General features: G+C 65.7%; 21 protein-coding genes. 8 read left to right on the top strand and 13 right to left on the bottom strand.

Translation table 11 applies throughout. The features are described from left to right. Positions 1-42 precede the first annotated feature (42 nt). Entirely contained in the window at positions 43-2,631 is a 2,589-nt protein-coding gene (gene pepN, locus SJY41_RS16720; protein ID WP_380783345.1) for an aminopeptidase N, read from the top strand. Positions 2,632-2,679: 48 nt separating this feature from the next. On the opposite strand, the gene SJY41_RS16715 is transcribed toward pepN, so the two are convergent. Next, entirely contained in the window at positions 2,680-3,108 is a 429-nt protein-coding gene (locus tag SJY41_RS16715) for a nucleoside deaminase (protein ID WP_380783344.1), read from the bottom strand. Positions 3,109-3,168: 60 nt separating this feature from the next. Next, positions 3,169-3,387 carry a hypothetical protein gene (locus tag SJY41_RS16710; RefSeq protein WP_380783343.1) on the bottom strand — a complete coding sequence of 73 codons (219 nt, stop codon included), beginning with the start codon at positions 3,385-3,387 and terminating at the stop codon, positions 3,169-3,171. Between the two features lie 172 nt (positions 3,388-3,559). On the opposite strand from SJY41_RS16710, the gene rpmB reads away from it, so the two are divergent. Beyond that, positions 3,560-3,859, top strand: a complete 300-nt coding sequence (gene rpmB, locus SJY41_RS16705) for a 50S ribosomal protein L28 (RefSeq protein WP_093398383.1) — start codon at positions 3,560-3,562, stop codon at positions 3,857-3,859. Positions 3,860-4,126: 267 nt separating this feature from the next. Here the strand turns inward: rpmB and SJY41_RS16700 are convergent, their stop codons facing one another. Next, on the bottom strand, positions 4,127-5,140 hold the full coding sequence (locus tag SJY41_RS16700; RefSeq protein WP_380783342.1) for an esterase-like activity of phytase family protein: 1,014 nt from the start codon (positions 5,138-5,140) through the stop codon (positions 4,127-4,129). A gap of 155 nt (positions 5,141-5,295) precedes the next feature. On the opposite strand from SJY41_RS16700, the gene SJY41_RS16695 reads away from it, so the two are divergent. Next, complete coding sequence (locus SJY41_RS16695) at positions 5,296-5,694, top strand: glycine zipper 2TM domain-containing protein (protein ID WP_380783341.1); 399 nt, start codon at positions 5,296-5,298, stop codon at positions 5,692-5,694. A 219-nt stretch (positions 5,695-5,913) separates the two neighbouring features. Here the strand turns inward: SJY41_RS16695 and SJY41_RS16690 are convergent, their stop codons facing one another. The 6 genes from SJY41_RS16690 to lgt all read right to left on the bottom strand — a co-directional run bounded on the left by SJY41_RS16690 (position 5,914) and on the right by lgt (position 11,433). Then, positions 5,914-6,432 (bottom strand): phosphoribosyltransferase, encoded by a 519-nt coding sequence (locus SJY41_RS16690; RefSeq protein ID WP_380783339.1) that lies wholly within the window; start codon positions 6,430-6,432, stop codon positions 5,914-5,916. A gap of 86 nt (positions 6,433-6,518) precedes the next feature. After that, on the bottom strand, positions 6,519-7,856 hold the full coding sequence (locus tag SJY41_RS16685; RefSeq protein ID WP_380783338.1) for a cystathionine gamma-synthase family protein: 1,338 nt from the start codon (positions 7,854-7,856) through the stop codon (positions 6,519-6,521). 77 nt (positions 7,857-7,933) lie between these two features. After that, entirely contained in the window at positions 7,934-8,692 is a 759-nt protein-coding gene (pgeF, locus tag SJY41_RS16680) for a peptidoglycan editing factor PgeF (protein WP_380783336.1), read from the bottom strand. Between the two features lie 166 nt (positions 8,693-8,858). After that, positions 8,859-9,371 (bottom strand): GNAT family N-acetyltransferase, encoded by a 513-nt coding sequence (locus SJY41_RS16675; RefSeq protein WP_380783335.1) that lies wholly within the window; start codon positions 9,369-9,371, stop codon positions 8,859-8,861. Further along, complete coding sequence (locus SJY41_RS16670; protein WP_380783334.1) at positions 9,368-10,468, bottom strand: class I SAM-dependent methyltransferase; 1,101 nt, start codon at positions 10,466-10,468, stop codon at positions 9,368-9,370. The genes SJY41_RS16675 and SJY41_RS16670 overlap by 4 nt, the downstream gene beginning before the upstream one ends. A 50-nt stretch (positions 10,469-10,518) precedes the next feature. Next, positions 10,519-11,433: a prolipoprotein diacylglyceryl transferase gene (lgt, locus tag SJY41_RS16665; RefSeq protein ID WP_380783333.1), complete on the bottom strand. Its 915-nt coding sequence runs from the start codon at positions 11,431-11,433 to the stop codon at positions 10,519-10,521. 37 nt (positions 11,434-11,470) lie between these two features. Between lgt and SJY41_RS16660 the strand changes: the two genes are divergently transcribed. The 4 genes from SJY41_RS16660 to phbB all read left to right on the top strand — a co-directional run bounded on the left by SJY41_RS16660 (position 11,471) and on the right by phbB (position 17,266). Then, positions 11,471-13,159: an AMP-binding protein gene (locus SJY41_RS16660; protein ID WP_380783332.1), complete on the top strand. Its 1,689-nt coding sequence runs from the start codon at positions 11,471-11,473 to the stop codon at positions 13,157-13,159. Between the two features lie 155 nt (positions 13,160-13,314). After that, positions 13,315-15,504, top strand: coding sequence for a molybdopterin cofactor-binding domain-containing protein (locus tag SJY41_RS16655; RefSeq protein WP_380783331.1), 2,190 nt, complete (start codon positions 13,315-13,317; stop codon positions 15,502-15,504). Continuing rightward, the gene (hemH, locus tag SJY41_RS16650) at positions 15,501-16,508 is read left to right on the top strand and encodes a ferrochelatase (RefSeq protein ID WP_380783330.1); all 1,008 of its coding nucleotides are present in this window, start codon (positions 15,501-15,503) and stop codon (positions 16,506-16,508) included. The genes SJY41_RS16655 and hemH overlap by 4 nt, the downstream gene beginning before the upstream one ends. A 35-nt stretch (positions 16,509-16,543) precedes the next feature. Next, positions 16,544-17,266: an acetoacetyl-CoA reductase gene (phbB, locus tag SJY41_RS16645; RefSeq protein WP_056066403.1), complete on the top strand. Its 723-nt coding sequence runs from the start codon at positions 16,544-16,546 to the stop codon at positions 17,264-17,266. Between the two features lie 403 nt (positions 17,267-17,669). Here the strand turns inward: phbB and murA are convergent, their stop codons facing one another. Further along, positions 17,670-18,953 carry a UDP-N-acetylglucosamine 1-carboxyvinyltransferase gene (gene murA, locus SJY41_RS16640; RefSeq protein ID WP_380783329.1) on the bottom strand — a complete coding sequence of 428 codons (1,284 nt, stop codon included), beginning with the start codon at positions 18,951-18,953 and terminating at the stop codon, positions 17,670-17,672. A gap of 198 nt (positions 18,954-19,151) precedes the next feature. Between murA and SJY41_RS16635 the strand changes: the two genes are divergently transcribed. After that, positions 19,152-19,817, top strand: a complete 666-nt coding sequence (locus SJY41_RS16635; RefSeq protein ID WP_380783328.1) for a Crp/Fnr family transcriptional regulator — start codon at positions 19,152-19,154, stop codon at positions 19,815-19,817. Positions 19,818-19,888: 71 nt separating this feature from the next. Here the strand turns inward: SJY41_RS16635 and clpS are convergent, their stop codons facing one another. The 3 genes from clpS to SJY41_RS16620 all read right to left on the bottom strand — a co-directional run bounded on the left by clpS (position 19,889) and on the right by SJY41_RS16620 (position 22,917). Beyond that, positions 19,889-20,227: an ATP-dependent Clp protease adapter ClpS gene (clpS, locus tag SJY41_RS16630; protein ID WP_380783327.1), complete on the bottom strand. Its 339-nt coding sequence runs from the start codon at positions 20,225-20,227 to the stop codon at positions 19,889-19,891. A gap of 196 nt (positions 20,228-20,423) precedes the next feature. Then, entirely contained in the window at positions 20,424-20,873 is a 450-nt protein-coding gene (locus tag SJY41_RS16625) for a phasin family protein (RefSeq protein ID WP_380783326.1), read from the bottom strand. Positions 20,874-21,204: 331 nt separating this feature from the next. Then, a complete protein-coding gene (locus tag SJY41_RS16620; RefSeq protein WP_380783325.1) occupies positions 21,205-22,917 on the bottom strand; it encodes a PHA/PHB synthase family protein in 1,713 nt (570 codons plus the stop codon). Positions 22,918-23,407 lie beyond the last annotated feature (490 nt).

The raw sequence follows: 23,407 nt of genomic DNA, 5'->3' as shown, positions 1-23,407 counted from the left end.
TTGGCTGGCGATAGGCGGCCGCGGCCCTATATTCCCCAGCATATGCTCGACATCCAGAACAGTCTCGCCCACCCGCTCGTCATTCGCCGCGAGGAGTATTCTCCGCCGGAGTGGATGGTCCCCGAGACGAAGCTGGATTTCGACCTCGATCCGTCGAGCACCCGCGTAACGGCAACGCTATCGGTCACGCGCAACGGCGACCACGCCGCGCCGCTCCGGCTCGACGGCGCGGGCCAGAAGCCGCTATCGGTCACGGTCGACGGCGTCGCGATCAACGACTGGCGGATCGATGGCGAACAGCTCGTCATCCCGCTCACCGGCACCGCGCACGTCGTCGAAACGCAGGTCGAGATCGCGCCCGATCGCAACACGCAGTTGATGGGGCTCTATGCTTCGGGGGGCAATCTCTGCACCCAGTGCGAAGCAGAAGGCTTCCGCCGCATCACCTATTTTTCCGACCGCCCTGACGTGCTCAGCGTCTATTCGGTCAAGATGACTGCAGACCAGAAGCACTTCCCCGTGCTCCTCGCGAACGGCGACCCGGTCGCGCAGGGCGATCTCGAAGACTGCCGCCACTGGGCGACCTGGCACGACCCTTTTCCCAAACCCTCCTATCTGTTCGCGCTGGTCGCCGGCGATCTCGCGGTGAACCGCGGCAGCTTCACGACAATGTCGGGCCGGGAAGTCTCGCTTGGTATCTGGGTCCGCGAAGCCGACCTGCCCAAGACCGACCACGCGTTGAAGGCGCTCGAACTCGCGATGGCGTGGGACGAGACGACCTATGGCCGCGAGTATGATCTCGACGTGTTCAACATCGTCGCGGTCGACGACTTCAACTTCGGCGCGATGGAGAACAAGGGGCTCAACATCTTCAACTCGCGCTACATCCTCGCCGACCCGGATACCGCGACCGACTACGATTACGACGCGATCGCCGCGGTCGTTGCGCACGAATATTTCCACAACTGGTCGGGCAACCGGATCACCTGCCGCGACTGGTTCCAGCTGTCGTTGAAGGAAGGCTTTACCGTCTACCGCGACCAGGGCTTCTCCGCCGATCAGGGCTCGCGCGCGGTCAAGCGGATCGAGGACGTCCGCGGCCTGCGCGCCTCGCAATTCCCAGAGGATTCCGGCCCGCTCGCGCACCCGGTACGGCCTGAGTCGTACCAGGAGATCTCCAACTTCTACACCGCGACAATCTACAACAAGGGCGCAGAGCTGATCCGGATGATGGCCGCGATCCTCGGTCCGAAGGGCTTCCGCGCGGGCACCGACCTGTATTTCGACCGCTATGACGGCACGGCGGCGACCTGCGAGGATTTCGTCACCTCGATGGAGGAAGGTGGGCAGGTCGACCTCACCCAGTTCCGCCTCTGGTATTCGCAGGCGGGTACGCCGCGCGTCTCGGCGAGCCTGTCGCATGACGGCGATCGCGCGACATTGCGGCTCGCGCAGCAGGTGCCCGCGACGCCCGGCCAGCCGGTCAAATCGCCGATGGTGCTGCCGTTGCGTGTGAAGCTGTTCGGTGCCGAATCGGGCGCGGCGCTGACCGACGAACGCCTCGTCCTGTTCGACGACATGCTCGACACGGTCGTGTTCGAGGGCCTCGCCGAGCGCCCGGTGCTGTCGATCAACCGCGGCTTCTCGGCCCCGGTGGTCGTCGAAAGCGACCGCACCGCTGCCGACCTCGCCTTCCTCAGCGCGCACGACGACGATCCGTTCGCGCGCTACGAGGCTATGCAGCAGTTGATGCTCGACACGCTGGTCGCGTCGGCAGGCGGGCAAGCGGATCACGACGGCGTGATCGCCGCGGTCGCGAACACGCTCGCCAACGCCGACCTCGATCTGGCGTTCGTCGCGGAAGCCGTGCTGCTGCCGTCGGAAAGCTTCATCGGCGACCAGATGGCCGTCGTCGATCCCGACGCGATCTTCCGCGCCCGCGACGCCCTGCGTCGCGATCTCGGCACGCGTCTGGAGACGCAATGGCGCCAGGCGTATGCGCGTGGCGAGGGTCAGCCCTACGCCTATTCGCCCGAGGGGAAGGGCCTGCGTCGCCTGCGGACCGTCGCGCTCGGCTATATCGCAGCGAGCGGTGCGGCAGATGCACCCGACCTCGCGTTCGCGCAGTTCGATTCGGCGGACAACATGACCGACCGGATGGGTGCGCTGACGACGCTGGTCAGCAGCACATCGGACATCCGCACGACCGTGCTCGACATCTTCTACAGCCAATATTGCGACAACCCGCTGGTGCTCGACAAGTGGTTCCAGGCGCAGGCTCAGTCGTCGCGCGACGATACCGGCGCAGTCGTCGTCGCGCTCGCCGAGCATGCCGACTTCACGTTGAACAACCCCAACCGCGCCCGCTCGCTGATCGGCGCGTTCGGGGCGAACCAGCGTGCGTTCAATAACGCCGACGGGAGCGGCTATCGGTTCCTTGCGGACCAGCTGATCGCGCTCGACCGCCTGAACCCGCAGACCGCGGCCAAACTCCTGCCGCCGCTGGGCCGGTGGCGCCGGTTCGACGCGGCGCGCGCCGGGTTGATGCGCGCGGAACTGGAGCGGATCGTGTCGACGCCGGGGCTATCAAAGGACCTGTTCGAACAGGCGTCCAAGAGCCTCGAAGGGTGAACCGAACCTGATCCTCCCCCGCCAGGGAGGATCATGGACCGCATCGTCCTACCGACGATCCACGAAGAACTGTCGCAAAATTCCCGCCGCCTCGGTCTCGGCAATCCCCGCGTAAATCTCCGGCCGATGATGACACGTCGGCTGACTAAAAAATCGCGGCCCGTGCTCGACCGCACCGCCCTTAACATCCGCCGCACCATAATAGAGCCGCCCGATCCGGGCATGCGCGATCGCCCCGGCACACATCGCGCACGGCTCGAGAGTCACCCAAAGATCGCAACCCTCGAGCCGATCGCTCTCCAGAACCAAAGCGGCAGCGCGAATCGCCTGGATCTCGGCATGCGCAGTCGGATCGCACAACGCTCGCGGCGCATTCGCCGCCGTCGCAATAATGACGCCGTCCTTCACGACAACGGCGCCAACCGGGACTTCCCCGGCCAGCGCCGCGTCGCGGGCCGCGTCGAGCGCGCGGCGCATGGGTTCAGGGACCGGGAACATGGCCTCAAGCCCTGCCCCGCGCGGTCCCTGCGGTAAAGCTCAGTTCGGCGCCTGGCTGTTGGCCGGCTTCTCGACGTTGATCGTCGGCACCGCGACCGTCTTGTTCTCGGTGCCGAGCGTGACCTTGGCGACATCAGCCTGGAACTTCGGCGCCTGGACGACGCCCGGACGGGTCTGGTCGATATTGATGATCCCGAAATACATCAGGCCGACCACGACCAGCACGACGATCGCGACCAGTGACAAGAGCGTACGCATAGGACATCCCCTTTTTGAACGGCTCGCATTGAACGGTTCGATAGCGTAACAACGTCCCTCGACGCGGCCGGTTGCACAATGGTAATTGCGCACAATCGGTTGACGAAAGCCGGCGTGCCAGCTATCCGCGCGCCTTTCCGGGGTTCCTCCCGACACTTGAATAGGTAATCACATGTCGCGCATCTGCGAACTGACCGGCAAGGGCCGGATGGTCGGGAACAACGTCTCCCACGCCAACAACAAGACCAAGCGCACGTTCCTGCCGAACCTGCAGAACGTCACGCTGCTCTCCGATTCGCTCGAGAAGGGCGTCAAGCTGCGCGTCTCGACGCACGGCCTGCGCACCGTCGAGCATAATGGCGGCCTCGACAACTGGCTGGTGAAGACCTCGGACGACAAGCTGTCGCTTCGCGTTCGTCGCCTGAAGCGCGAAGTCGTCAAGAAGATCGCATCGTCGGCGGTCGCCGCTTAACAGCGACGATTGACGGTCGCCGCCTCATGGCGGCGAACAAGACGATCACCGCGGCCCGCCCTGCACCTCGCAGGGCGGGCCGTCGGCGTTTGTCTGTGCGTGAATCCGCAACGTCTCCACACGCCCCTCTCCCGTCATCCCAGCCCTCTCCCGTCATCCCAGCGAAAGCTGGGATCTCATCGTTTGGCGGGCATCACCTGCCCCGCGAAATACCCCAGCTTCCGCTGGGGTGACGGAGTTGGGGGGCGGGATGACGGACGTGGGCCGCTACCGTTCCAGCCTGAACTTCAGCAGCAACGTACGCTGGAGCACCATCTGGTTGTCGTCGGACACGATCCAGACGATCGTCGCGCCGTTCTCGCGCGTCGTCGTGATACCCTCGAAATTATCGTGGATCAGCGGAGCGTCGATCGTCGCGATCAGGCGGCCCTTGGCGATTCGGCCTTCCGCGACCTCGCTCCGGTCGACACGCGATATCCGCGCCGAGAACCGGAACGGCAGGCGGAAAGCCCGGTCCAGCACCAGCAGGTCGCCGTTCGGCAACGCAGTGACGTCCGACGGATCGGAGCGGCCATAGGGTGCGTAGGCGAATCGCAGTGGCACCCCGGCCTGCGTCGGGTCGCCCGCGAAGATCAGCGCCTGCCGCGTGTGCAGCCGCTCCTCCTCCGTTCCGGTCCAGTCGGTTCGACGCTCATGCGCCTCCTCGCTGATGACGACGAACCGGCCGTCGGGAAGCCGCGCCATCGACTCGGGACCGCCATTGGCCGGCCATTTCCGCATCGCATCCGGTGACACGCGCGCTTCGTAGCGCGCGAACCCGGGCGAATAGCGCCAGATCGCGTTGCTATCCTCGAAACCGACCCAGATCTTGCCGGTCGTCGGGTCGATCGCCATCGATTCGCTGTCGCGGTCGCGCTTCTCCCAGCCGACACCGGGCCCGGCGGGCAGGTTGGTGAAGGCGATGCGGTGCGGGCGCCAGTCGAGCCCCATGTCGAACTGCACCACGTTGCCGCCGTCGCTCAACAGCGTGAAGCGATCACCGGTAACGTCGAGCGAAGAGAAGCCGCCGAATGCCCGATCCCGGCTCGTCAGCGCTACGCCGCCGAGATACGTGAGCCCGCCGATGCGGACGTGACCCGGATCGGTACGGTCGAGCGTGACGCGGGTCGCGGTAAGTTGCGGACGTTTGCCGAGCAGGTCGAGCCGCGCTTCGCCGGACCAGGTGGGTACGATCGCACAGACGCTGACGCCGACGAACAGGAGTGTGAGCAGGCGCCGCATCGCGCCCTCATAGGGGGTCGCACGCAGCACGGAAGCATGAACGACGGATAACGGACGCATTCAGGCTCGGCTCAAAGCGAATCACCCATAAGCGTCTCATCGAGGATGGAAGCACGGCCAACGCCGCCGCGGAAATCCCCAACGGGAGACGCACGATGTTCAAGACTTTTACCCTCGCTGCCAGTGCCCTCGCATTGGGTGCGACTGCCCTCGTTCCCGCCGCCGCCGAGGCGCAGCGTTATGGCTCGCGCTACGAGCGGGGCTACGATGGCTATCAGGGCGGCTATCAGGGCGGCTACCGCGACGGTGGCTATCGCGACGACCGTGGCTATCGCCAGTATCGCGGCAACGACCGCCGCTACAACGCCCGCAGCCGCCGCGGCTGCGACAACACCGGCGGCACGATCATCGGCGCGCTCGCCGGCGGGCTGCTCGGCCACGCCGTCGCCGGTCGCGGTGACCGCACGCTCGGCGCGGTCCTCGGTGCCGCCGGTGGTGGCCTCGCCGGCAACGCGATCGATAAGTCGGATAATCCGGGGTATTGCCGGCGGTAAGCCCGGCAACGGGCCGGTGCTCGCTGCGAAAGCGGCGGAGCACCGTAGGCACGGTCGGCGGGCAGGCCTGGCCTGACCGACGCCTGACCCGACCGACGGCGGCTTAGCCGACGTCGCGCCCCGCCGAGGCCACCACACCAGTTTCCCAGTTCCCTCGCGTAGCGTATCGAGGGCGAGGGCCGGCTTCCCGTTGGAAGCCGGCCCTTTGTTCGTCTGCGCTCAGGCGATCCGCTCAGGCACCGCCGCCGCATCCTCCGCGATCGCCTTCGCCGGTGCGACCGCTTCCCATGGAAACACGAACCAGTCCTTCGTTTCGGTCCGATCGATCACGCGCGCGCTGTAATCGATCCGCTCGGCCGAACTGACATTATCGATCAGCATCGCGAACCGCACTGCGCCGTCCACGGCACCCGCCGCCGCCAACGCGCCGCGCAGATGCGTGATCGTCCGCCCCGAATCGTTGATGTCGTCCAGAAACAGCAGCTTCTCGCCGTCGCGCGTGCGCTTGGCGAGCTTCACCAGCGGCTCGTCGGCGAAATCCTTCACCTGGCTCGAATAGTCCACCGACAGCGTCGGCAGACCGATCGCATGGCTGAGAAACACCGCCGGCACGAGTCCGCCGCGACCGATGCCGATGATGAAATCGGGCTTCCATTCGGTATCCTCGACCAGCTTGGCGGCGAGGATATGGATTGCAGCAACGAATTCGTGCTGCGGGATGGGAGTGAAGATCGGCATTACCGGGTGCTAGCCGCTCGCGACGCAGACTTCACCCAAAAATCCGTCACCCGAACGGAGTCCGGGTGACGGGTAGCCTTGCGGTGTCAGATCGTCTCCAGCGCCTGCTCGAAATCGGCGATCAGATCGTCCGGATCCTCGACCCCGATCGAGATACGGACGAGATTGTCGGTGATCCCCAGCGCCTGCTTCCGCGCATCCGGCACCGACAGATGCGTCATCCCGGCCGGATGGCTCGCCAGCGTCTCCGTCCCGCCGAGCGACACCGCCAGCTTGGCGATCTTCAGCGCATCGAGGAACGCGAAGCTCTCGCGCTCTCCGCCCTTGAGATACAGCGAGAAGGTCGAGCCCCCGCCGGTGCAATGCCGGCGATAGATGTCCGCCTGACGCTCCATGCCGGGCTCGTCCTCAAGGAAGCCGAGATACGCGACCCGCTCCACCTTCGGATGATGGCGCAGGAACGCGCACACCTTCGCGGCATTCTCGCCCGCACGGCTCATCCGCAGCTCCAGCGTCTCCAGCGATCGCAGCAACATCCACGCCGTGTTCGGATCGGTGATCGTCCCGATCGTGTTGCGCATCGTCCGGATCGTGTTGATGTGCGCCTTCGACCCCAGCACGCCGCCCGCGACGAGATCCGAGTGCCCGCCGACATATTTCGTCAACGAGTACACGACGATGTCCGCACCATGCTTGAGCGGCTGGAACCACAGCGGCCCCAGGAACGTGTTGTCGATCGCGATCGGGGGCTTCTCACCCTTGAAGATCGCGTCGCGGCTGGCCGCAACCGCCTCGACGTCGACCAGCGCGTTGGTCGGATTCGCCGGGCTTTCCAGGTAGATCAGCGCAACGCTGCCCTTGGCGGCCTCGGTCATCACCGCGTCGATCTCTTCGCGCGTCGCGCCCGCCGGGAAGTCGAGCCATTTCACCCCGAACTTGCCGAGCACGCGGCCGATCAACGTCTCGGTCGCCGCATAGAGCGGCCCGGAATGGACGATCGTATCGCCCGGCTTGACCATCGCGAGGAACAGCGTGGCGATCGCCGACATGCCCGACGAGAAGGCCAGCGCGTCCTCGGCCTCTTCCCACACGCCGAGGCGATCCTCGAGGATCTCCTGGTTCGGCCCGTTGAATCGTGAATAGACGAGACCCTCGGCACCACCGGGACGTTTGCCGGTGACCCCTTCGAAGTGGCGCTTGCCGGCAGCCGCGTTCGGGAAAACGAAGGTCGAGGTGAGGAAGATCGGCGGCTTCAGCGAGCCCTCCGACAGCGCGGGGTCGTAGCCGTGGCCCATCATCAAGGTCGACGGCTTCAGCTTGCGCCCACCGATCTCGCCGATCGACGGCTTGGGTGCGACGCGTGCGGCGACGCCGGTCAGGTCGGCTTCGGTCTCGGGCGTTTCGGTCTTGGGGGTATCGGACATCATTGGCTCCTGCGTGGCCCGTCTGGCGCGGGCCGATATGCGCAAGCCTAAACGAGCAATGCGGGATTTGGGACCCGCTACAGGCCGATGATGCTGATCTGGCGACCATAGGAGGGCTCGCCGCGATGGGTCGCGCGCCGGTAGCTGAAGAAGCGGTCTTCTTCAGCATAGGTGTCGAGCCCGAGCGCTTCGATCCGGCCGATTCCGGCAATGGCGAGGCGGCTGACGACATAGGCTTCGAGATCGAACTGGTAATGGCTCGCGCGACCGTCGGCGAAGAAACGCTCGTTCTCCGGATCGCTTTCGCAAAAGCGCCGAATGAAGGCCTCGTCGACCTCGTAGCTCGCGCGGGCGATGCACGGCCCGACCGCGGCGACGATCCGGTCGCGGCGCGCGCCGATCGCCTCCATCGCGAGGATCGTCGAATCGGTGACGCCGCCCAGCGCGCCTTTCCAGCCGGCATGGGCTGCAGCGACGACACCCGCCTCGCGGTCGGCGAACAATACGGGCGCGCAGTCGGCGGTGAGGATGCCAAGCGCGAGGCCGGGTCGATTGGTGACCAGCGCATCGGCATGTGGACGGAGCGCGTCGTCATACGGCTCGATCACGGTGACAGCATCGGCGGAATGGACTTGGTACAGGCCGACCAGACGCGCGCCGGGGACGACCGCTTCGCTCGCGCGGCGGCGGTTCTCGGCGATGTTCCCGGGGTCGTCGTCGGAACCGATACCGACGTTAAGGCTTGCATACGCGCCAGTCGAAACGCCGCCACGCCGGCCGAGAAAGCCGTGCGGGATATCGCCAAGGGATTTGGCGCGAATTGGTTCAACAGTCATAGCGAATCACCCAACATCAAACATATTCGCCACCCCGGCGAAGGCCGGGGCCCAGTTAGGAGACGCTGCTGGCAACGGGCAGCGCATCGTTACTGCGACCCTTCCACCTGGGCCCCGGCCTCCGCCGGGGAGGTGCATTCTTGGCGCGTTAGCAAAGCGCCAACCATCACAACACCAGCCGCATGATCCGGTCATCGTCAGGCTGCTCCCCGACCATGAACACATACCGCCCGATCTCGACAAACCCGTGACGCTGGTAAAATCGATGCGCCCGGTGGTTGTCCACATAGACGCTGAGGATCATGTCCGTCCGGCCGTCCGCCCGTGCGACATCGATCGCCCAGTCCATCAAAGCCGGGCCAACGCCGGCACCATGCTGGTCACCACGCACATAAAGCTGGTAAAGTTCGATCGTCGTCACGGGCCAGTCGCCGGGAAACGCGACCGGGCCGATCTTGGCAAACCCGACGATCTCACCCGCCTCGTCCACCGCGACGCGCACCGTGAAGGCAGGATCGGACAGCTGAGCCGGCAGCCCCTCCTCCCCGAACGCAGAATCGAGAAACACGGCAAGGTCTTCGGGACGGTACAGCGTACCGAAAGTGTCGGTAAACGAGCGCTTCGCCATCTCGGCAAGCTCGGGACCGTCGGCAGGGACGGCATTGCGATAGGCGATCATGCGCCCGAGCCTGCAAACGCCGCCGGAGTCGGCCACCCCGGCGCGGTAATGGCTAGCGCTTTGAACAGCGTCCCCATGTCGTCCATCAACCTCCTGCGATCCGCGCCGAGCGCTTCCGCGCGGTCAGGCGATGCCTTCGCCAGCGCAGACGTCCGCGAATCGATACCGAGCCCACCCAGCAGGTCGCGCTGGCTTACCGGGCCCCAGGCCACTGCACCTTCGCTCTGCGCGGCAGCGGCCAGCGTGGTGAAGTCGACATGCGCGGTCAGGTCATGCTCGCCGGGCGCTTCGAACGGGTTGGCGAAGGCGTGCCCGCGGACCGCCTGGAACGTGTCGCCGAGCGCGGGGCCTTCATAGCCGTAATCGACCGCGATCAGCGCACCGCCCTGCGCGGCGATCCGCTTGGCGAGGCCGCGGATGATCGTGACGGCGGCAGGCGACGTTTCAAGGATCGATCCCGCGGGAGCATCGCGGAACGGTTCGGGAATGACCGCATCGGGCAGCGGCTTCCCGGCGATCGGCAGGAACAGCAGGTCCTGCGCGGCGACGAGGCGTTCGTGCCATTGCTCGCGCTTGACCAACTGCCGGATCGGCAGCGCGTCGAAGAACTCGTTGGCGACGACGATCAGCGGGCGATCGGTCGGCAGCGTGTCGATCGTATCGTGCCACGTCGCGGCGGGCACGCGTTCGGCCTGCGCCGCGCGGAGCGCGGGACTCGTCTCGACGAAATGGATCTCGGGGTCGAAGCCAGCCTTGGCCATTGCCCGCACGGCATCCGCGGCCAGCGTGCCCCGGCCCGGCCCGAGCTCGACCCAAGCCGCTTCGGGGCGACCCGAACGGTCCCACAAATCCGCACACCACAGCCCGACAAGCTCGCCGAACATCTGGCTGATCTCGGGCGCGGTGGTGAAGTCGCCCCCCGCCCCCAAAGGATCGCGCGTCGCGTAATAGTGCGCATTGGCGGCCGCCATATACTGCGCGACGGGAATCGGCCCCGCGAGCGCGATCGAGCGGGCAAGGCGTTCGGGAAGGGCGGCTTCTATCCCCCTCCCGCTCGCGGGAGGGGTTAGGGGAGGGGCTGGAAGATCTTTGGCCATGACGGTCCGGCCATGCCCTCCCCCAACCCCTCCCGCAAGCGGGAGGGGAGTTAAGCGACGCTCGCCGTACCCGCGATCGACTCGACCCGCACGCGGCGCTTGGCCGACGTCGCTACCAGATACGCCCCACCCAAGATCATCGGCACGCACAGCCACTGCCCCATGTGCAGCCCGGTATGCTCCGCGAACGCGCGCAACTGCGAATCCGGCTCGCGGAAGAACTCGACCGTGAACCGTGCCAGGCCGTACCCCAGCACGAACAGGCCGACGAGCTTGCCCGGATCGTAGCGCGCCTTGGTCTTCCAGAACGCGAACCACAGCAGTGCGAACAGCAGCACGCCTTCGAGGCTCGCTTCATACAGCTGGCTCGGATGCCGCGCCGGCTCGACCATGCCGAACGGTACGGTACGCTCAAAGATGATCCCCCACGCGACGGTCGTCGGCTTGCCCCACAGTTCGCCATTCACGAAGTTCGCCAGCCGCCCGAAGAACAGCCCAAAGGGTACGCAGCACGCGATATAGTCGTGCACGCGCAACCAGTTGAGCTGGTGTTTGCGTGCAAACAGGATCAGCCCGATCGACGTGCCGATCACCCCACCGTGGAACGACATGCCGCCATCCCAGAGCCTGAAGATGCGCAAGGGATGCAGGAACATCTCGGGCGCGTAGAAGATCACATAGCCGAGCCGCCCGCCGAGGATGATGCCGAGCGTGGCGTAGAACACCAGGTCGTCGGCATGCCGCCGCGCCATCGGTGCGCCGGGCTGGGCGAGCAGCTTCAGCAGATACCACCAGCCGAGCAGGATCCCGCCGATATAGGCAAGGCTGTACCAGCGCAGCGTGAAGAAGCCGATCGAGAAGACGTCGGGGTGCAACCCGAGATCCTCGAAGCGGATGTGGCTGCCGACGGCAGCTGAAATGGTCGACAGGATCAAAGGCTTTTCCCCACGCGTTCGCCCCTGCATAAAGGCCGATAACGATAAGACCAAGTAGGAGAGCGATATGCGGACCGAGCTCGATGTGGCTATGGATTCGACGATGGCCGCGCTGACCGCGCCCGACGGCATGCTGGCGCTCGGTTCGGCCGAGCGGTTCGGCGTCACGCTGCCGACCATCGCCGCCGCGCCGCCTGCGCTCAGCTATTATTTCGCGCACTACGCCAACGAGCACCGCGACACCGTCTTCCTCGTGTCGGGCGGCGAGCGGCTGACGTTCGGCGAGGTCTACGCCGCCTCCGAACGGTGCGCGCGGGCGCTGGTCGGCGGGTACGGCATCGCGAAGGGCGACCGCGTCGGCATCGCGATGCGCAATTCGCCGTCGTGGATCGTGCTCTATATGGGCATCGTCATGGCCGGCGGCGTCGCGACTCTGCTCAACGGCTGGTGGCAGTCCGAGGAACTGGAGACGGCGATCGGCGAGGTCGACTGCACGCTGGTGTTCGCCGACCCACCGCGTGTGAAGCGGCTTGCGCAGATCGCGGGGCTGCGCGCACCTGTTGTCGAGATCGACGATTCGCACGCACTTGGTGGTGCGCTCGCGCCGGTGCTCGCCAAGGACGATCACACTGCCGACCTGCCACTGCTCGGGCCGGAGGATCACGCGACGATCCTGTTCACGAGCGGGTCCACCGGCCAGTCGAAGGGCGCGCTGTCCGAACACCGCGCGGTCGTGCAGGGCATCTTCAACTATCTCGGCCAGGCGATGGTGATGGTCGGCATCGCCACTGCGCAGGGCAACCCGCCGGTCGGCCAGCCCTCCACGTTGCTGACGATCCCGCTGTTCCACGTCACCGCCGAAGTCCCGGTGTTCCTCCAGAGCTTCGCAATGGGCCGCAAACTCGTGCTCATGCCCAAATGGGACGCGGGCGAAGCGATGCGCCTGATCGCGGCGGAGGGGGTGACGTACTTCGTCGGCGTGCCTCTGATGAGCTTCGAGATCCTGAACCACCCCGACCGTGCCAACTACGATCTGTCGACGGTGACCGATTTTGCGGCAGGCGGCGCACCGCGGCCGGTGGAGCATGTCCGCCGGATCGATGAGGAAATGGGCGGAAGCGCACCGCTGATCGGCTATGGCCTGACCGAGACGAACGGCGTCGGGACGGGCAATTGGCGCAGCAATTATCTCGCGAAACCCAATTCCGCCGGCCGGCCGTCGGCGCCGCTGGTCGATCTCGCGATCCTCGACGATGCGGGGCACGCACAGCCGCAGGGTTCGCGCGGCGAAGTCTGCATTCGCACCATCTGCAACTTCAAGGAATACTGGAACCGGCCGGATGCGACCGCATCGGCGTTCACCGCGGACGGCTATTTCCGCACCGGCGACATCGGCTATCTCGACGAAGAGGGCTATCTGTTCATCGTCGACCGCAAGAAGGACATCATCATCCGCGGCGGCGAGAACATCTCGTGCCAGGAAGTTGAAGCCGCGCTGTACGAGCACCCAGCGGTGGCCGAGGCGGCGGCGTTCGGGCTGGCGGACGAGAAGTTCGGCGAGGTGCCGGGCGCCGTCGTCGTGCTGCGCGAGGGTGAGACCCTGACGTCGGAAGATCTGTGCGGATTTCTCTATCAGCATATCGCGGCGTTCAAGGTGCCGCAGCGGATCTGGATTTCCGACGCGCCCTTGCCGCGGCTGGGGACGGAGAAGATCGACAAGGTTTCGCTGAAAGCCACATACCGAGCGCTGGCCTAACGTCCCTCGCCCCTACGGGGAGAAGGAGGGAGGAGCCGAAGGCGACGGAAGGGAGAGGGGAGTGAGTCTCCGGGACGGCGCCCGAGACCCACTCCCCTCATCCGGCGCTCCGCGCCACCTTCTCCCCGTGGGGGAGAAGGATTAGAGCGCTCAGCATGACGATCAATCGGCGCGGGATACTGGTGGGTGGCGGTGCGGGGATCGGCCTTGTGGTCGCCTGGGGCCTGTGGCCGCGCAGCTACGTACCCAACCTCGTCGCCAACCCCGGCGAAACGCCGTTCGGCGCATGGTTGAAGATCGGCACCGACGGCCATGTCACGGTCGCCGTCCCGCAGGTCGAACATGGCCAGGGCGTCTACACCTCCCTCCCCCAGATCGTCGCGGACGAGCTCGGTGCGGACTGGCGCACGATCGGCATTGAGCCCGCCCCGCTCAACCCGCTCTACGCCAACCCGATCGCCACGCACGTCCTGTTCGAGGGCCTGTTCGACCGTGTTCCCCACGGCACCATGCAGCCGCCAATGCTCACCGGCGGCTCGAGCTCGATCCGGATGTTCGAGCAAGCCTGTCGCGAGGCTGGCGCAGGCGCCCGCGCACTGCTCTGCATGGCGGCGGCGAAGCGGTGGGATGCCGACTGGACCCAGGTCAACGTCGACGCCGGCTTCTGCACGTACCAAACCAAACGCATCCGCTTCGCCGAACTCGCCGAGGACGCTGCGAAGTGCAAACTTCCCGATCCCCTCCCGCTGGGTATCCAGGGCGCCGGCAAGCTGGTCGGCAAGTCGGTCCCCCGCCTCGACACCCCGTCGAAGGTCGATGGCTCGGCCAACTTCGCAGGCGACGTCCGCCTCGCCGACATGGTCCACGCCGCGATCCGCCAAGGCCCCGTCGGCGGGCGCCTGACAAGGGTCGACCGTGCCGCCGCCGACCGCATCCGCGGCGTGCTGTCGGTGGTTGAGAACCCGCACTGGGTGGCGGCAGTGGCGACGACGTGGTGGGCCGCGCAAAAGGCACTCGACGCGCTCGCGCCGCGGTTCGAGAATCACGCTCCCATGCCCGGCTCCGGGTCGATCAATGCAGCGCTCGACGCCGCGCTCGCTCGGCCGGGCACGCGGATGGCGGAGACCGGCGACGTCGCCGCGACCTTCCAGGGTGCCAAGCTGGTCACCGCGACCTACCGCACGGGTCTTGGCCTGCACGCGGCGATCGAGACGCGAAGTGCGACCGCCTCATTCTCGAACGGCCGGCTCGAACTCTGGCTTGCGACCCAGGCACCGGGACTCGCGCGAGCGGCGGCGGCACGCGCGGCGAACCTCAACGAAAATGCCATCGTCGTGCATCCGATGCTGATCGGCGGATCGTTCGGAGCGGCGCTCAAGCATGACGTGGCCGAGCAGGCCGCGGTATTGGCGGTGAAGCTCAAGCGCCCCGTCAACCTGGTCTGGTCGCGCGGCGAGGACTCTCTCCACGACCATTACCGCGCGCCGGCGGTGGCGAAGATGGCGGCGCGGCTCGCGCCCAACGGTGCGATCATGGGGTGGTCGGCGAACATCGCCGCGCCTGCGACCGGGGCCGAGATGGCGCGGCGGACGATGCCAGGGCTCGCGACCGAAGCCGCACTGATCGGCACGAAGGGCGATCGCTATGCGGTGGGCGGCGCGACGCCGGTCTATCGCATTCCCGCCTACGCGATCGAGCATCACCCAGCCGAGATCGGCATCCCCACCGGCCACCTCCGCGGCGGCGCGCATGGCTACACCGCGTTCTTCACCGAATGCTTTCTCGACGAACTCGCACGCACCGCGCAGTCCGAACCGATGTCGTTCCGCATCGCCATGCTCGGCGGCGAACCGCGGCTCGCGCGCTGCCTGTCGACCGCCGCGGCGCTTGGCGGCTGGGACGGCGGCGTCGCCGGCAGTGGCCAGGGCATCGCGTGTCATGCCTTCCGCGGAAGCTATATCGCCGTCATGGCGGAGGCGCATATGGGCGCGGACCAACGCCCGGTGGTCGACCGCCTCGTCGCTGCCGTGGATTGCGGCGCGCAGATCAACCCCGACATCGTCCGCCAGCAGATCGAGGGGGGCTTGATCTTCGGCATGGCCTCCGCGTTGGGGGCGTCGACTAGCTTTACCCGTGGCCTGGCAGATGTCCGCGGGTTCGGCGAGATCGGCCTGCCTAGGCTTGCCGACACGCCCGATATCACCGTCGAGGTGATCCGCAGCGAGGAAGCGTCCGGCGGGGTCGGCGAACTCGGCGTCCCCGCGGTCGCGCCGGCGATCGCCAATGCCCTCCAGTCTGCAACGGGCTATCGCATCCGCAATTTGCCTCTAAGGCCAACGACATGACCCTGCCTCCAGACCATCCCCCGATACCCCGGCCGAAGATCGGCGTGCTGCTGATGAACCTCGGTACGCCCGATGGCCCCGATGCGAAATCGGTGAAGCGCTACCTCGGCGAGTTCCTGTCCGATTCGCGCGTCGTAGAAATTCCGCAGATCGCGTGGCAGCCGATCTTGCGCGGCATCATCCTCAACACGCGTCCGAAAAAGTCCGCGCATGCCTATTCGCAGGTCTGGCGCGAGGACGGCTCGCCGCTAGCCGCGATCACCCGGTTGCAAGCGGCGGCGTTGAAGGACTCGTTCGGGCCGGAAGTGCTGGTCGACTGGGCGATGCGCTACGGCAATCCGTCGATTTCAGACCGGTTGACGGCGATGAAGGCGGCCGGTTGCGAGCGCATCCTGCTCGCGCCGCTCTACCCGCAATATTGCGCAGCAACGACCGCGACCGCGAACGACAAGGCGTTCAAGCATCTCGCCGGTTTGCGATGGCAGCCGGCGATCCGCACGCTGCCGCCTTACTATGACGACACGCTGTATATCGACGCGCTGAAGGACTCGCTCGAGGAGGGCCTCGCGGCGCTCGACTTCACGCCGGACGCGATCGTTGCCAGCTTCCACGGGATGCCGAAGCGGACGTTGCAACTCGGCGATCCGTATCACTGCCACTGCCAGAAGACCGCGCGTTTGCTCGGTGAACGCATGGGACGCGAATTGACGATCGCATTCCAGTCACGGTTCGGGCCGCAAAAATGGCTCGGCCCTGCGACTGACGAAACGCTCGTCGCGCTGGCCAAGGCCGGCAAGACCAAGGTGGCGATCTTCGCGCCGGGCTTCTCCGCCGATTGCCTGGAGACGCTGGAGGAACTGTCGATCCGCGGCCGCGAGAGCTTCGAGCAGGCGGGCGGTACGCAGTTCGCGTACCTGCCATGCCTCAACGACAGCCCGGTCGGCGTGGAAATGTTGCGCAGCATTTTGTCACGCGAGCTTGAAGGATGGGTGCGGGCTGGCTAGCCTCCGGCAAAAGGCTGATCTTGGGAGAGATACTGATGGCACGCGTCGCAATTGTAACCGGTGGTACGCGCGGGATCGGCGAAGCGATCAGCCTCGCATTGCAGGACATGGGTCTTACGGTTGCTGCGACTTACGCCGGCAACGACGACCGCGCCCGTGAGTTTACCGAGCGCACGGGGATCAAGGCGTATAAATGGGACGTCGCCGACTACGACGCGTGCCAGGCGGGCTGCGCGCAGGTCGCCGCCGATCTCGGCGATGTCGATATCGTCGTGAACAATGCGGGCATCACCCGCGATGGCACGATCCTGAAGATGACGTACCAGGATTGGAAAGAGGTGATGGACACCAATCTCGGCGGGTGTTTCAACATGGCCAAGGCGGTGTTCCCCGGCATGCGCACGCGCAAATGGGGGCGGATCGTCAATATCGGCTCGATCAACGGGCAGGCCGGGCAGTATGGCCAGGTAAATTATGCTGCGGCCAAGTCCGGCATTCACGGATTTACGAAGGCCTTGGCACAGGAGGGCGCGCGCGCGGGCGTGACCGTGAACGCGATCGCGCCGGGGTATATCGATACGGACATGGTGGCGGCGGTGCCGGCGGACGTGCTGGAGAAGATCGTCGCGAAGATCCCGGTCGGGCGACTGGGTCAGGCTACGGAGATCGCACGTGGCGTGGCCTTCTTGTGCTCGGAGGAGGGTGGGTTCGTTACCGGGTCAACGCTCAGCATCAATGGCGGGCAGCACATGTACTGACGGGCGCAGGCAGCGCAACGCGCAGCCGATGCCAGCGAGCAAAGCGAAGCGGGCAGCGCCCGGCACGGCCGGCGGGTCGGCTAGCCCGAACCCGACCGACGGCGGCTTTGCCGGCGGCGCTAAGTAGATGTCTACCGGATTACCAAGGACGGTCTTGCTTGATCCTGGGCCCCGCCTTCGAGAGGGAGCTGTCAAGGATAGCGCTGCTTAAACCGAAGCCAGCAGCTCGGGCAACGAACGAGCCTGCCACCGCAAAATACCCGGCATCTTACTCCCTCTCCCCTCCGGGGAGAGGGTCGGGGTGAGGGGCAGCCAAGCGGTGCATCGCCCGGAACAGGCCCTCACCCAACCCTCTCCCCGGAGGGGAGAGGGCTACCCCGGCTCTAATCAGGACCCCGACCCCTCACCCGTCGCTGGCGCGCTCGATATCCGCGCCGACCGCGCTCAACTTCTCCTCAAGCCGCTCATACCCGCGGTCAAGGTGGTACACCCGGCCTACCGACGTCTCACCGTCCGCCGCAAGTCCTGCAAGAATCAGGCTCATCGAAGCCCGCAAATCGGTCGCCATCACCGGCGCCCCAACGAGCTTGTCGACACCGCGCACCACCGCCGTCCGCCCACGCACCTGGATATCCGCGCCCATCCGCGCCAGTTCCGGCACATGCATGTAGCGGTTCTCGAAGATCGTTTCGGTGAGCATGCTCGCACCGTCGGCCATGCACAGCATCGCCATGAACTGCGCCTGCATGTCGGTGGCGAAACCGGGGTAGGGCGCGGTCGAGAGGGTCAGGGGTTTCAGCTTGCCGTCCGAGGCTACGCGGACGCCGTCCTTGGTCGGTGTCACCGAGACGCCGGCCTCGACCAGCGCATCGAATGTCGCCCCCATGTCCGACGGCGTCACGCCGACCAGTTCCAGGTCGCCGCCGGTGATCGCCGCCGCGCACGCGTAACTACCTGCCTCGATCCGGTCGGGCATCACCGCATAGGTCGCGCCGTGCAGCCGGTCGCGGCCTTCGATCGTCAGCGTCTCGGTGCCGATCCCGTCGATCGACGCGCCCATCGCGACGAGGCAGTTGCAGAGGTCGACGATCTCGGGCTCGCGCGCCGCGTTCTCGATCACGCTGGTGCCCTTGGCCAGCACCGCCGCCATCACGACATTCTCGGTCGCGCCGACCGAGACGATCGGGAAACGATAGCGTCCACCCGACAGACGACCACCCGGCGCGATCGCCTTTACATAGCCCGCGGCCATCTCCAGTTCGGCGCCGATCGCTTCCAATGCACGTAAATGCAGATCGATCGGTCGATTTCCAATCGCACATCCGCCGGGCAGCGACACGGTCGCCTCACCGCCGCGACCGAGCAATGGCCCTAGTACCAGGATCGAGGCGCGCATCTTCCGGACGATGTCATAGGGCGCCTCGGTCGAGGTAAGCTTGCCCGCGCGAATCGTCATGACCCGGCCGAAATCCTCGGGGCGCGTCCCCTCGATCGCAGTTGAGGCGCCCAACTGATTGAGAAGATGTCCAAATCCATCCACGTCCGCGAGCCTCGGCAGGTTGCGCAACGTCAGCGGTTCGTCGGTCAGCAGCGCGCACGGCATCAGCGTGAGCGCGGCGTTCTTCGCGCCTGAGATGGGCAGGCGCCCGGAAAGGCGGTTGCCGCCGCGGATGAGAATACGGTCCATGCAGGGTGTCTATCGTCACTGGCGCGTCGCGCAAGGGCGCGCCGGTCTTGGCCGCGCTTGATCGACTTTAATGCGCGGGAATCAGACGTTTGCTCTGAGTGGTTCCTATCAGTGGGGAAATCATCAAAAGTGCAGGATAGCTGCTTCGCCGACCGTCTCGGCGATCTCATAGACCTGACAGAGAATGAGAGAGCTGCCTTGGCGCGGCTGGAAGAGCGCCCCCGTGAATTGCGGCGCGGGACGATATTGCTCCGCGAGAACGATCCCTTCTCCGAGCTCTATGTCCTGCAACGCGGTATGGCGATGAGCTATGTCCTGCTCGACGATGGCAGCCGGCAGATCCTGCGCTTCCTGTTTCCGGGCGACATGCTGGCGGTTTCCGCGCTGGTATACCGCGATTCCCCGGAAACGATCGTCACGCTGACCGACTGCACCGTGTGCCCGTTCGATCGGTCGGTGATCGGTGCGCTGATCACCGATCATCCGCGGCTGTCGGCGATCATCATGGTCGTGAACCAGATCGAGAAGGTCGCGCTGACCGATCGGCTGGCCGCGCTCGGTCGGACCTCGGCAAAGGCGCGGATCGCGGCACTGCTGCTGGAAATCCGCAACCGGATGCGGATGACCGACAAGACGATCGGCAACGCCTTCACGCTCAAGCTCACCCAGGAGGAAGTCGGCGACGCGACCGGCCTGACCGCGGTCCACGTCAACCGGATGCTGCGACAGCTGGAGGAAGACGGGCTGATCGCGCGCGACAATGGCCGCGTGACGCTGACCAACGAAGCGCAGCTGGCACGCGCGGCGAACTACATCAACCGGTTCGACGGTCTCGACCTGCGCTGGTTGCCGGCCGCGCGGTAGGCTTCCTTCCTTCGATCCTCTCCCGCCAGGGGGAGGATCGAGGCAATGTCCGCCCTAAACGATCGTGAGATTCATGCCTTTTCGAGCGTGCATTGCAGCGGATGCTGGTGCTGGCGGGCAAAATCCATGACCTGGCTCACCTTGGTTTCCGCGACCTCGTAGCTGAACGTGCCGCAGATCCCCACGCCCTTCTGGTGGACGTGCAGCATCACCCGCGTTGCCGCTTCCATGTCCATGCGGAAAAAACGCTGGAGACACAGCACGACGAATTCCATCGGCGTATAGTCGTCGTTGAGCATCAGCACGCGGTACGGCGTCGGCTGCTTGGTTTTTGCGCGGGTCTTGGTCGCGACACCGGCGCCGGTGCCGCCGGTACCGTCCTCACCGCCATCGTCACGGCGCTCGGCCATCAACGCGGCCAACCTTGAGTCCGGGGCGATCATTTCAGGGGTCAAAAGCATGTCGTCAAAATATGGCATGCCAGGGGGGAAGAGCAAGGGGGCGCGCCATAAGCGACGGCAAAAGCCCCAAACGCAAAAGGGGCGACCGTCGCGCGACGGCCGCCCCCTTCTCGTCTCGCGCCACCCGCAGACGGCGCCGCGTGGATTACGCCGAGATCTTCATCTTGTCGGTCGCGATCGCGACACGGTTCGAGATCGGCTGTGCGAACTCGCCGAACATCTTGAGCATACGCTCGGTCGAGCGCGAGCTCTCAGCGATCATCGTGTCGAACGCGGTGCGCGCGAAATCGCCCTGCAGCTTCATGAACTCGGTCGGCGACTTGGCCGCGGCGAGCGTCTTGGCGGCTTCGGTCGCGCTGGCGAACGAGGTCTTGGCGTAATCGGCGGCTTCATGGCCGAGCGCTTCGACATTCTTCGCGGCGATCTTCGACGACTCGACGATCGCCTCGATGTTGCCCTTGCCGAATGCGGTCATGTCCTCGACCATCTTGGCCGACTTTTCCATCGCGCCCTTGGCCTGCTCGGTGAAATCGGCGGTGTTCACGCCGCTGAAGAGGGCCTTGGTCTTCTCGGTGATGCTCTGAATCGTTTCCATCGTGGCGTCCTTCGTTTCGCTGACAGGGGTCCCCGAGGGCGCCGCGACTGAAATCGGGGCGGCCGGGGTCGGGGCGGATAGTTTTGGCTGTGGCGATACAAATGCAGCCACGTTGAGTTTTACAGGAGCAGACTTCTTGGCGGCCGGCTTCATGACGGCTCGGGTCGAGGCTTTCGCAGTGGCGACGGGCCTTACAGCCTTGGCTGCTCGCTTTTCAGTATCCGCCATCCACGCACCTCTCTCCGGAGTTATGTCGCGACGAGATATACATGATTCGTGGCGGCGCACAATAAAATTGTGCACCGCACCATGACGTGAACGTAAGGTAGCGCTACCGTGCTTTCACATACTCGCCGGGCGCGTCGCCTAGCGCGGCCAGACTGCCCGTCCCCGGCTGCCGCGCAACGTCCGCCGCGACCGTCTCCGCATCGATCGCGCGAAGCCATGCGGTCCAGTCCGGCCACCAGCTGCCCTTGGTCTCGGTCGCACCGGCGACGAAGTCCGCGAGCGTCGTATGCGCGCCAGGATTGGTCCAGTATTGATACTTGCCGGCCGCCGGAGGGTTGACGACCCCAGCGATGTGCCCCGACCCGGCCAGCACGAATTTCAACGGCCCGGTAAAGAGTTGCGTCAGTTTCCAGACGCTTTCGGCCGGTGCGATATGATCCTCGCGCCCCGCCTGGACGTAGCTCGGCGTCGCGACCTTGGTGAGATCGATCGGCGTGCCGTCCACCGTCATCGTCCCCGTGACCAGCAGGTTGTCGCGGTACAGATCGGTCAGATAGCTCAGATGCCATTTCGCCGGCAGGTTGGTGGTATCGCCGTTCCAGTGGAGCAGGTCGAACGGCACGTAATCCTGGCCGAGCAAATAGTTCTGCGTGACGTAGTTCCAGATTAGGTCGCGCCCGCGCAGCAGGTTGAACGTCGTCGCCATGTAGCGCCCGTCGAGGAACCCGTCGGGCGACAGCGTGGCGACCATCTTCAGCTGCTCGTCATCGATGAAATGCTGCAGTTCGCCAGCCTGCGCGAAGTCGACCTGCGCCGTGAAGAACGTTGCGCTCGCAACCTTCGCCGCCTCGCCGCGAGCCGCCAGCAGCGCCAGGGTCGCCGCCAGCGTCGTCCCCGCCACGCAATAGCCGATCGTGTGAACCGCCGGCACCTCGAGCATACCGCGCACCGTGTCGATCGCCTCGACCTGCGCGGCGACATAGTCGTCCCAGACCACATCCTTCATGCTGGCGTCGGCGGATTTCCAAGACACCATGAACACCGTGATGCCCTGCTCCACCGCCCAGCGGATGAAGCTCTTCTCGGGCGTCAGGTCGAGGATGTAGAAACGGTTGATCCACGGCGGGAAGATCACGAGCGGCGTCGTCAGCACGCTGTCCGTGGTCGGCGTGTACTGGATCAGTTCGTACAGCGGCGTGCGCTTGACGACCTTGCCCGGCGTCATCGCCAGGTTGCGGCCGAGTTCGAACGCGCCGTCCGGCGTATGCGTCAGCTGCCCGCGGCCGAGATCGGCCATCATGTTCTGCAGGCCTTTCAGCAGATTCTCGCCGCGCGTCTCGATCGTCTTCTCGATCACCTGCGGGTTGGTCAGCGCGAAATTCGTCGGGCTCATCGCGTCGACAAAGCCCTTGGTGGCGAACCGCAGCTGCTCCTTCTGCTTCGGGTCGAGGCCATCGACCGCTTCGACGCCGCGCAGCATGTGGTCGCCGATCAGTTCGTAGCTCTGGCGGATCAGGTCGAACACGGGCTCCCGCCACTGCGGCGCCTTGAAGCGCTTGTCGGTTATCGGCGCGGGTTCGGGCGCCTTGGCGGGATCGAGGAAGCGCTGCCACAGCGTCAGGCTCTCGGTCCAGAAGTCGCGGGCGCGCTCCAGCGTGGCCGGGTCGGTGAAGCCGGGAATTGCTGGGATGCCGTCAGGCTTGGCCTGCATCGCGGCGAGGCCCTGCTCCATCATCAACTGCTGCGCGCGGCCCATCACCCAGGTCCAGTGCTGGAGATCGGGGAGGGTCGGGGCGTCGGAAGGCGTATCGGCCATGGCATCCTCTGCTTTTTCGGTAGCTTAACGCAGTTGCGCGGATAGCGGAAGCTAACTGCCCCGCACGACGTACCGTCACCACAAATCCCGTCGTCTGCCGCGATCCTGTCGTCTGCGACGCTGGAACGCGCGCGTGATTCTGGGCCACAAGTTTGACGCTATGGCAGCGTTCCTCGATCCCGTTATCTGCCTGCCCCGCCCCCCCAACCCCGTCACCCCAGCGAAAGCTGGGGTATCCCCGTTGTCGAAGGGTGCGACCCGAACCGGGATACCCCAGCTTTCGCTGGGGTGACGGAAGTTGGGTGACGAGGGTTGGTGGCGACGAGGGTTGATGGTGACCGGGGTTGGTGGTGACGGGGTTGGTGGTGACGGGGTTGATGGCGACGGGGGTTGAGCGCGACGGCGGTCGGTGGTGACGGGCATGACGCGATACCGGACGTCACGGCCGTCTCAGCGTGAAGGTCGTAACGGCCTGACGAAGTTGGCGGCG

The sequence above is a fragment of the Sphingomonas sp. R86520 genome, assembly GCF_042466285.1.
Classification (GTDB): Bacteria; Pseudomonadota; Alphaproteobacteria; order Sphingomonadales; family Sphingomonadaceae; genus Sphingomonas.
Note: the sequence above shows the minus strand (reverse complement) of the source record. Positions and strands in the feature narration are given on the sequence as shown.

Coding starts and splice junctions, on each gene's coding strand:
- SJY41_RS16690 (WP_380783339.1), bottom strand. CDS start 6,432: ATGCCGATCTTCACTCCCATCCCGCAGCACGAATTCGTTGCTGCAATC.
- SJY41_RS16625 (WP_380783326.1), bottom strand. CDS start 20,873: ATGGAAACGATTCAGAGCATCACCGAGAAGACCAAGGCCCTCTTCAGC.
- SJY41_RS16675 (WP_380783335.1), bottom strand. CDS start 9,371: ATGATCGCCTATCGCAATGCCGTCCCTGCCGACGGTCCCGAGCTTGCC.
- SJY41_RS16700 (WP_380783342.1), bottom strand. CDS start 5,140: ATGCGGCGCCTGCTCACACTCCTGTTCGTCGGCGTCAGCGTCTGTGCG.
- hemH (WP_380783330.1), top strand. CDS start 15,501: ATGACCCTGCCTCCAGACCATCCCCCGATACCCCGGCCGAAGATCGGC.
- SJY41_RS16660 (WP_380783332.1), top strand. CDS start 11,471: ATGCGGACCGAGCTCGATGTGGCTATGGATTCGACGATGGCCGCGCTG.
- murA (WP_380783329.1), bottom strand. CDS start 18,953: ATGGACCGTATTCTCATCCGCGGCGGCAACCGCCTTTCCGGGCGCCTG.
- lgt (WP_380783333.1), bottom strand. CDS start 11,433: ATGCAGGGGCGAACGCGTGGGGAAAAGCCTTTGATCCTGTCGACCATT.
- rpmB (WP_093398383.1), top strand. CDS start 3,560: ATGTCGCGCATCTGCGAACTGACCGGCAAGGGCCGGATGGTCGGGAAC.
- SJY41_RS16715 (WP_380783344.1), bottom strand. CDS start 3,108: ATGCGCCGCGCGCTCGACGCGGCCCGCGACGCGGCGCTGGCCGGGGAA.
- SJY41_RS16655 (WP_380783331.1), top strand. CDS start 13,315: ATGACGATCAATCGGCGCGGGATACTGGTGGGTGGCGGTGCGGGGATC.
- SJY41_RS16710 (WP_380783343.1), bottom strand. CDS start 3,387: ATGCGTACGCTCTTGTCACTGGTCGCGATCGTCGTGCTGGTCGTGGTC.
- phbB (WP_056066403.1), top strand. CDS start 16,544: ATGGCACGCGTCGCAATTGTAACCGGTGGTACGCGCGGGATCGGCGAA.
- pgeF (WP_380783336.1), bottom strand. CDS start 8,692: ATGACTGTTGAACCAATTCGCGCCAAATCCCTTGGCGATATCCCGCAC.
- SJY41_RS16620 (WP_380783325.1), bottom strand. CDS start 22,917: ATGGCCGATACGCCTTCCGACGCCCCGACCCTCCCCGATCTCCAGCAC.
- clpS (WP_380783327.1), bottom strand. CDS start 20,227: ATGGCCGAGCGCCGTGACGATGGCGGTGAGGACGGTACCGGCGGCACC.
- SJY41_RS16695 (WP_380783341.1), top strand. CDS start 5,296: ATGTTCAAGACTTTTACCCTCGCTGCCAGTGCCCTCGCATTGGGTGCG.
- pepN (WP_380783345.1), top strand. CDS start 43: ATGCTCGACATCCAGAACAGTCTCGCCCACCCGCTCGTCATTCGCCGC.
- SJY41_RS16685 (WP_380783338.1), bottom strand. CDS start 7,856: ATGTCCGATACCCCCAAGACCGAAACGCCCGAGACCGAAGCCGACCTG.
- SJY41_RS16670 (WP_380783334.1), bottom strand. CDS start 10,468: ATGGCCAAAGATCTTCCAGCCCCTCCCCTAACCCCTCCCGCGAGCGGG.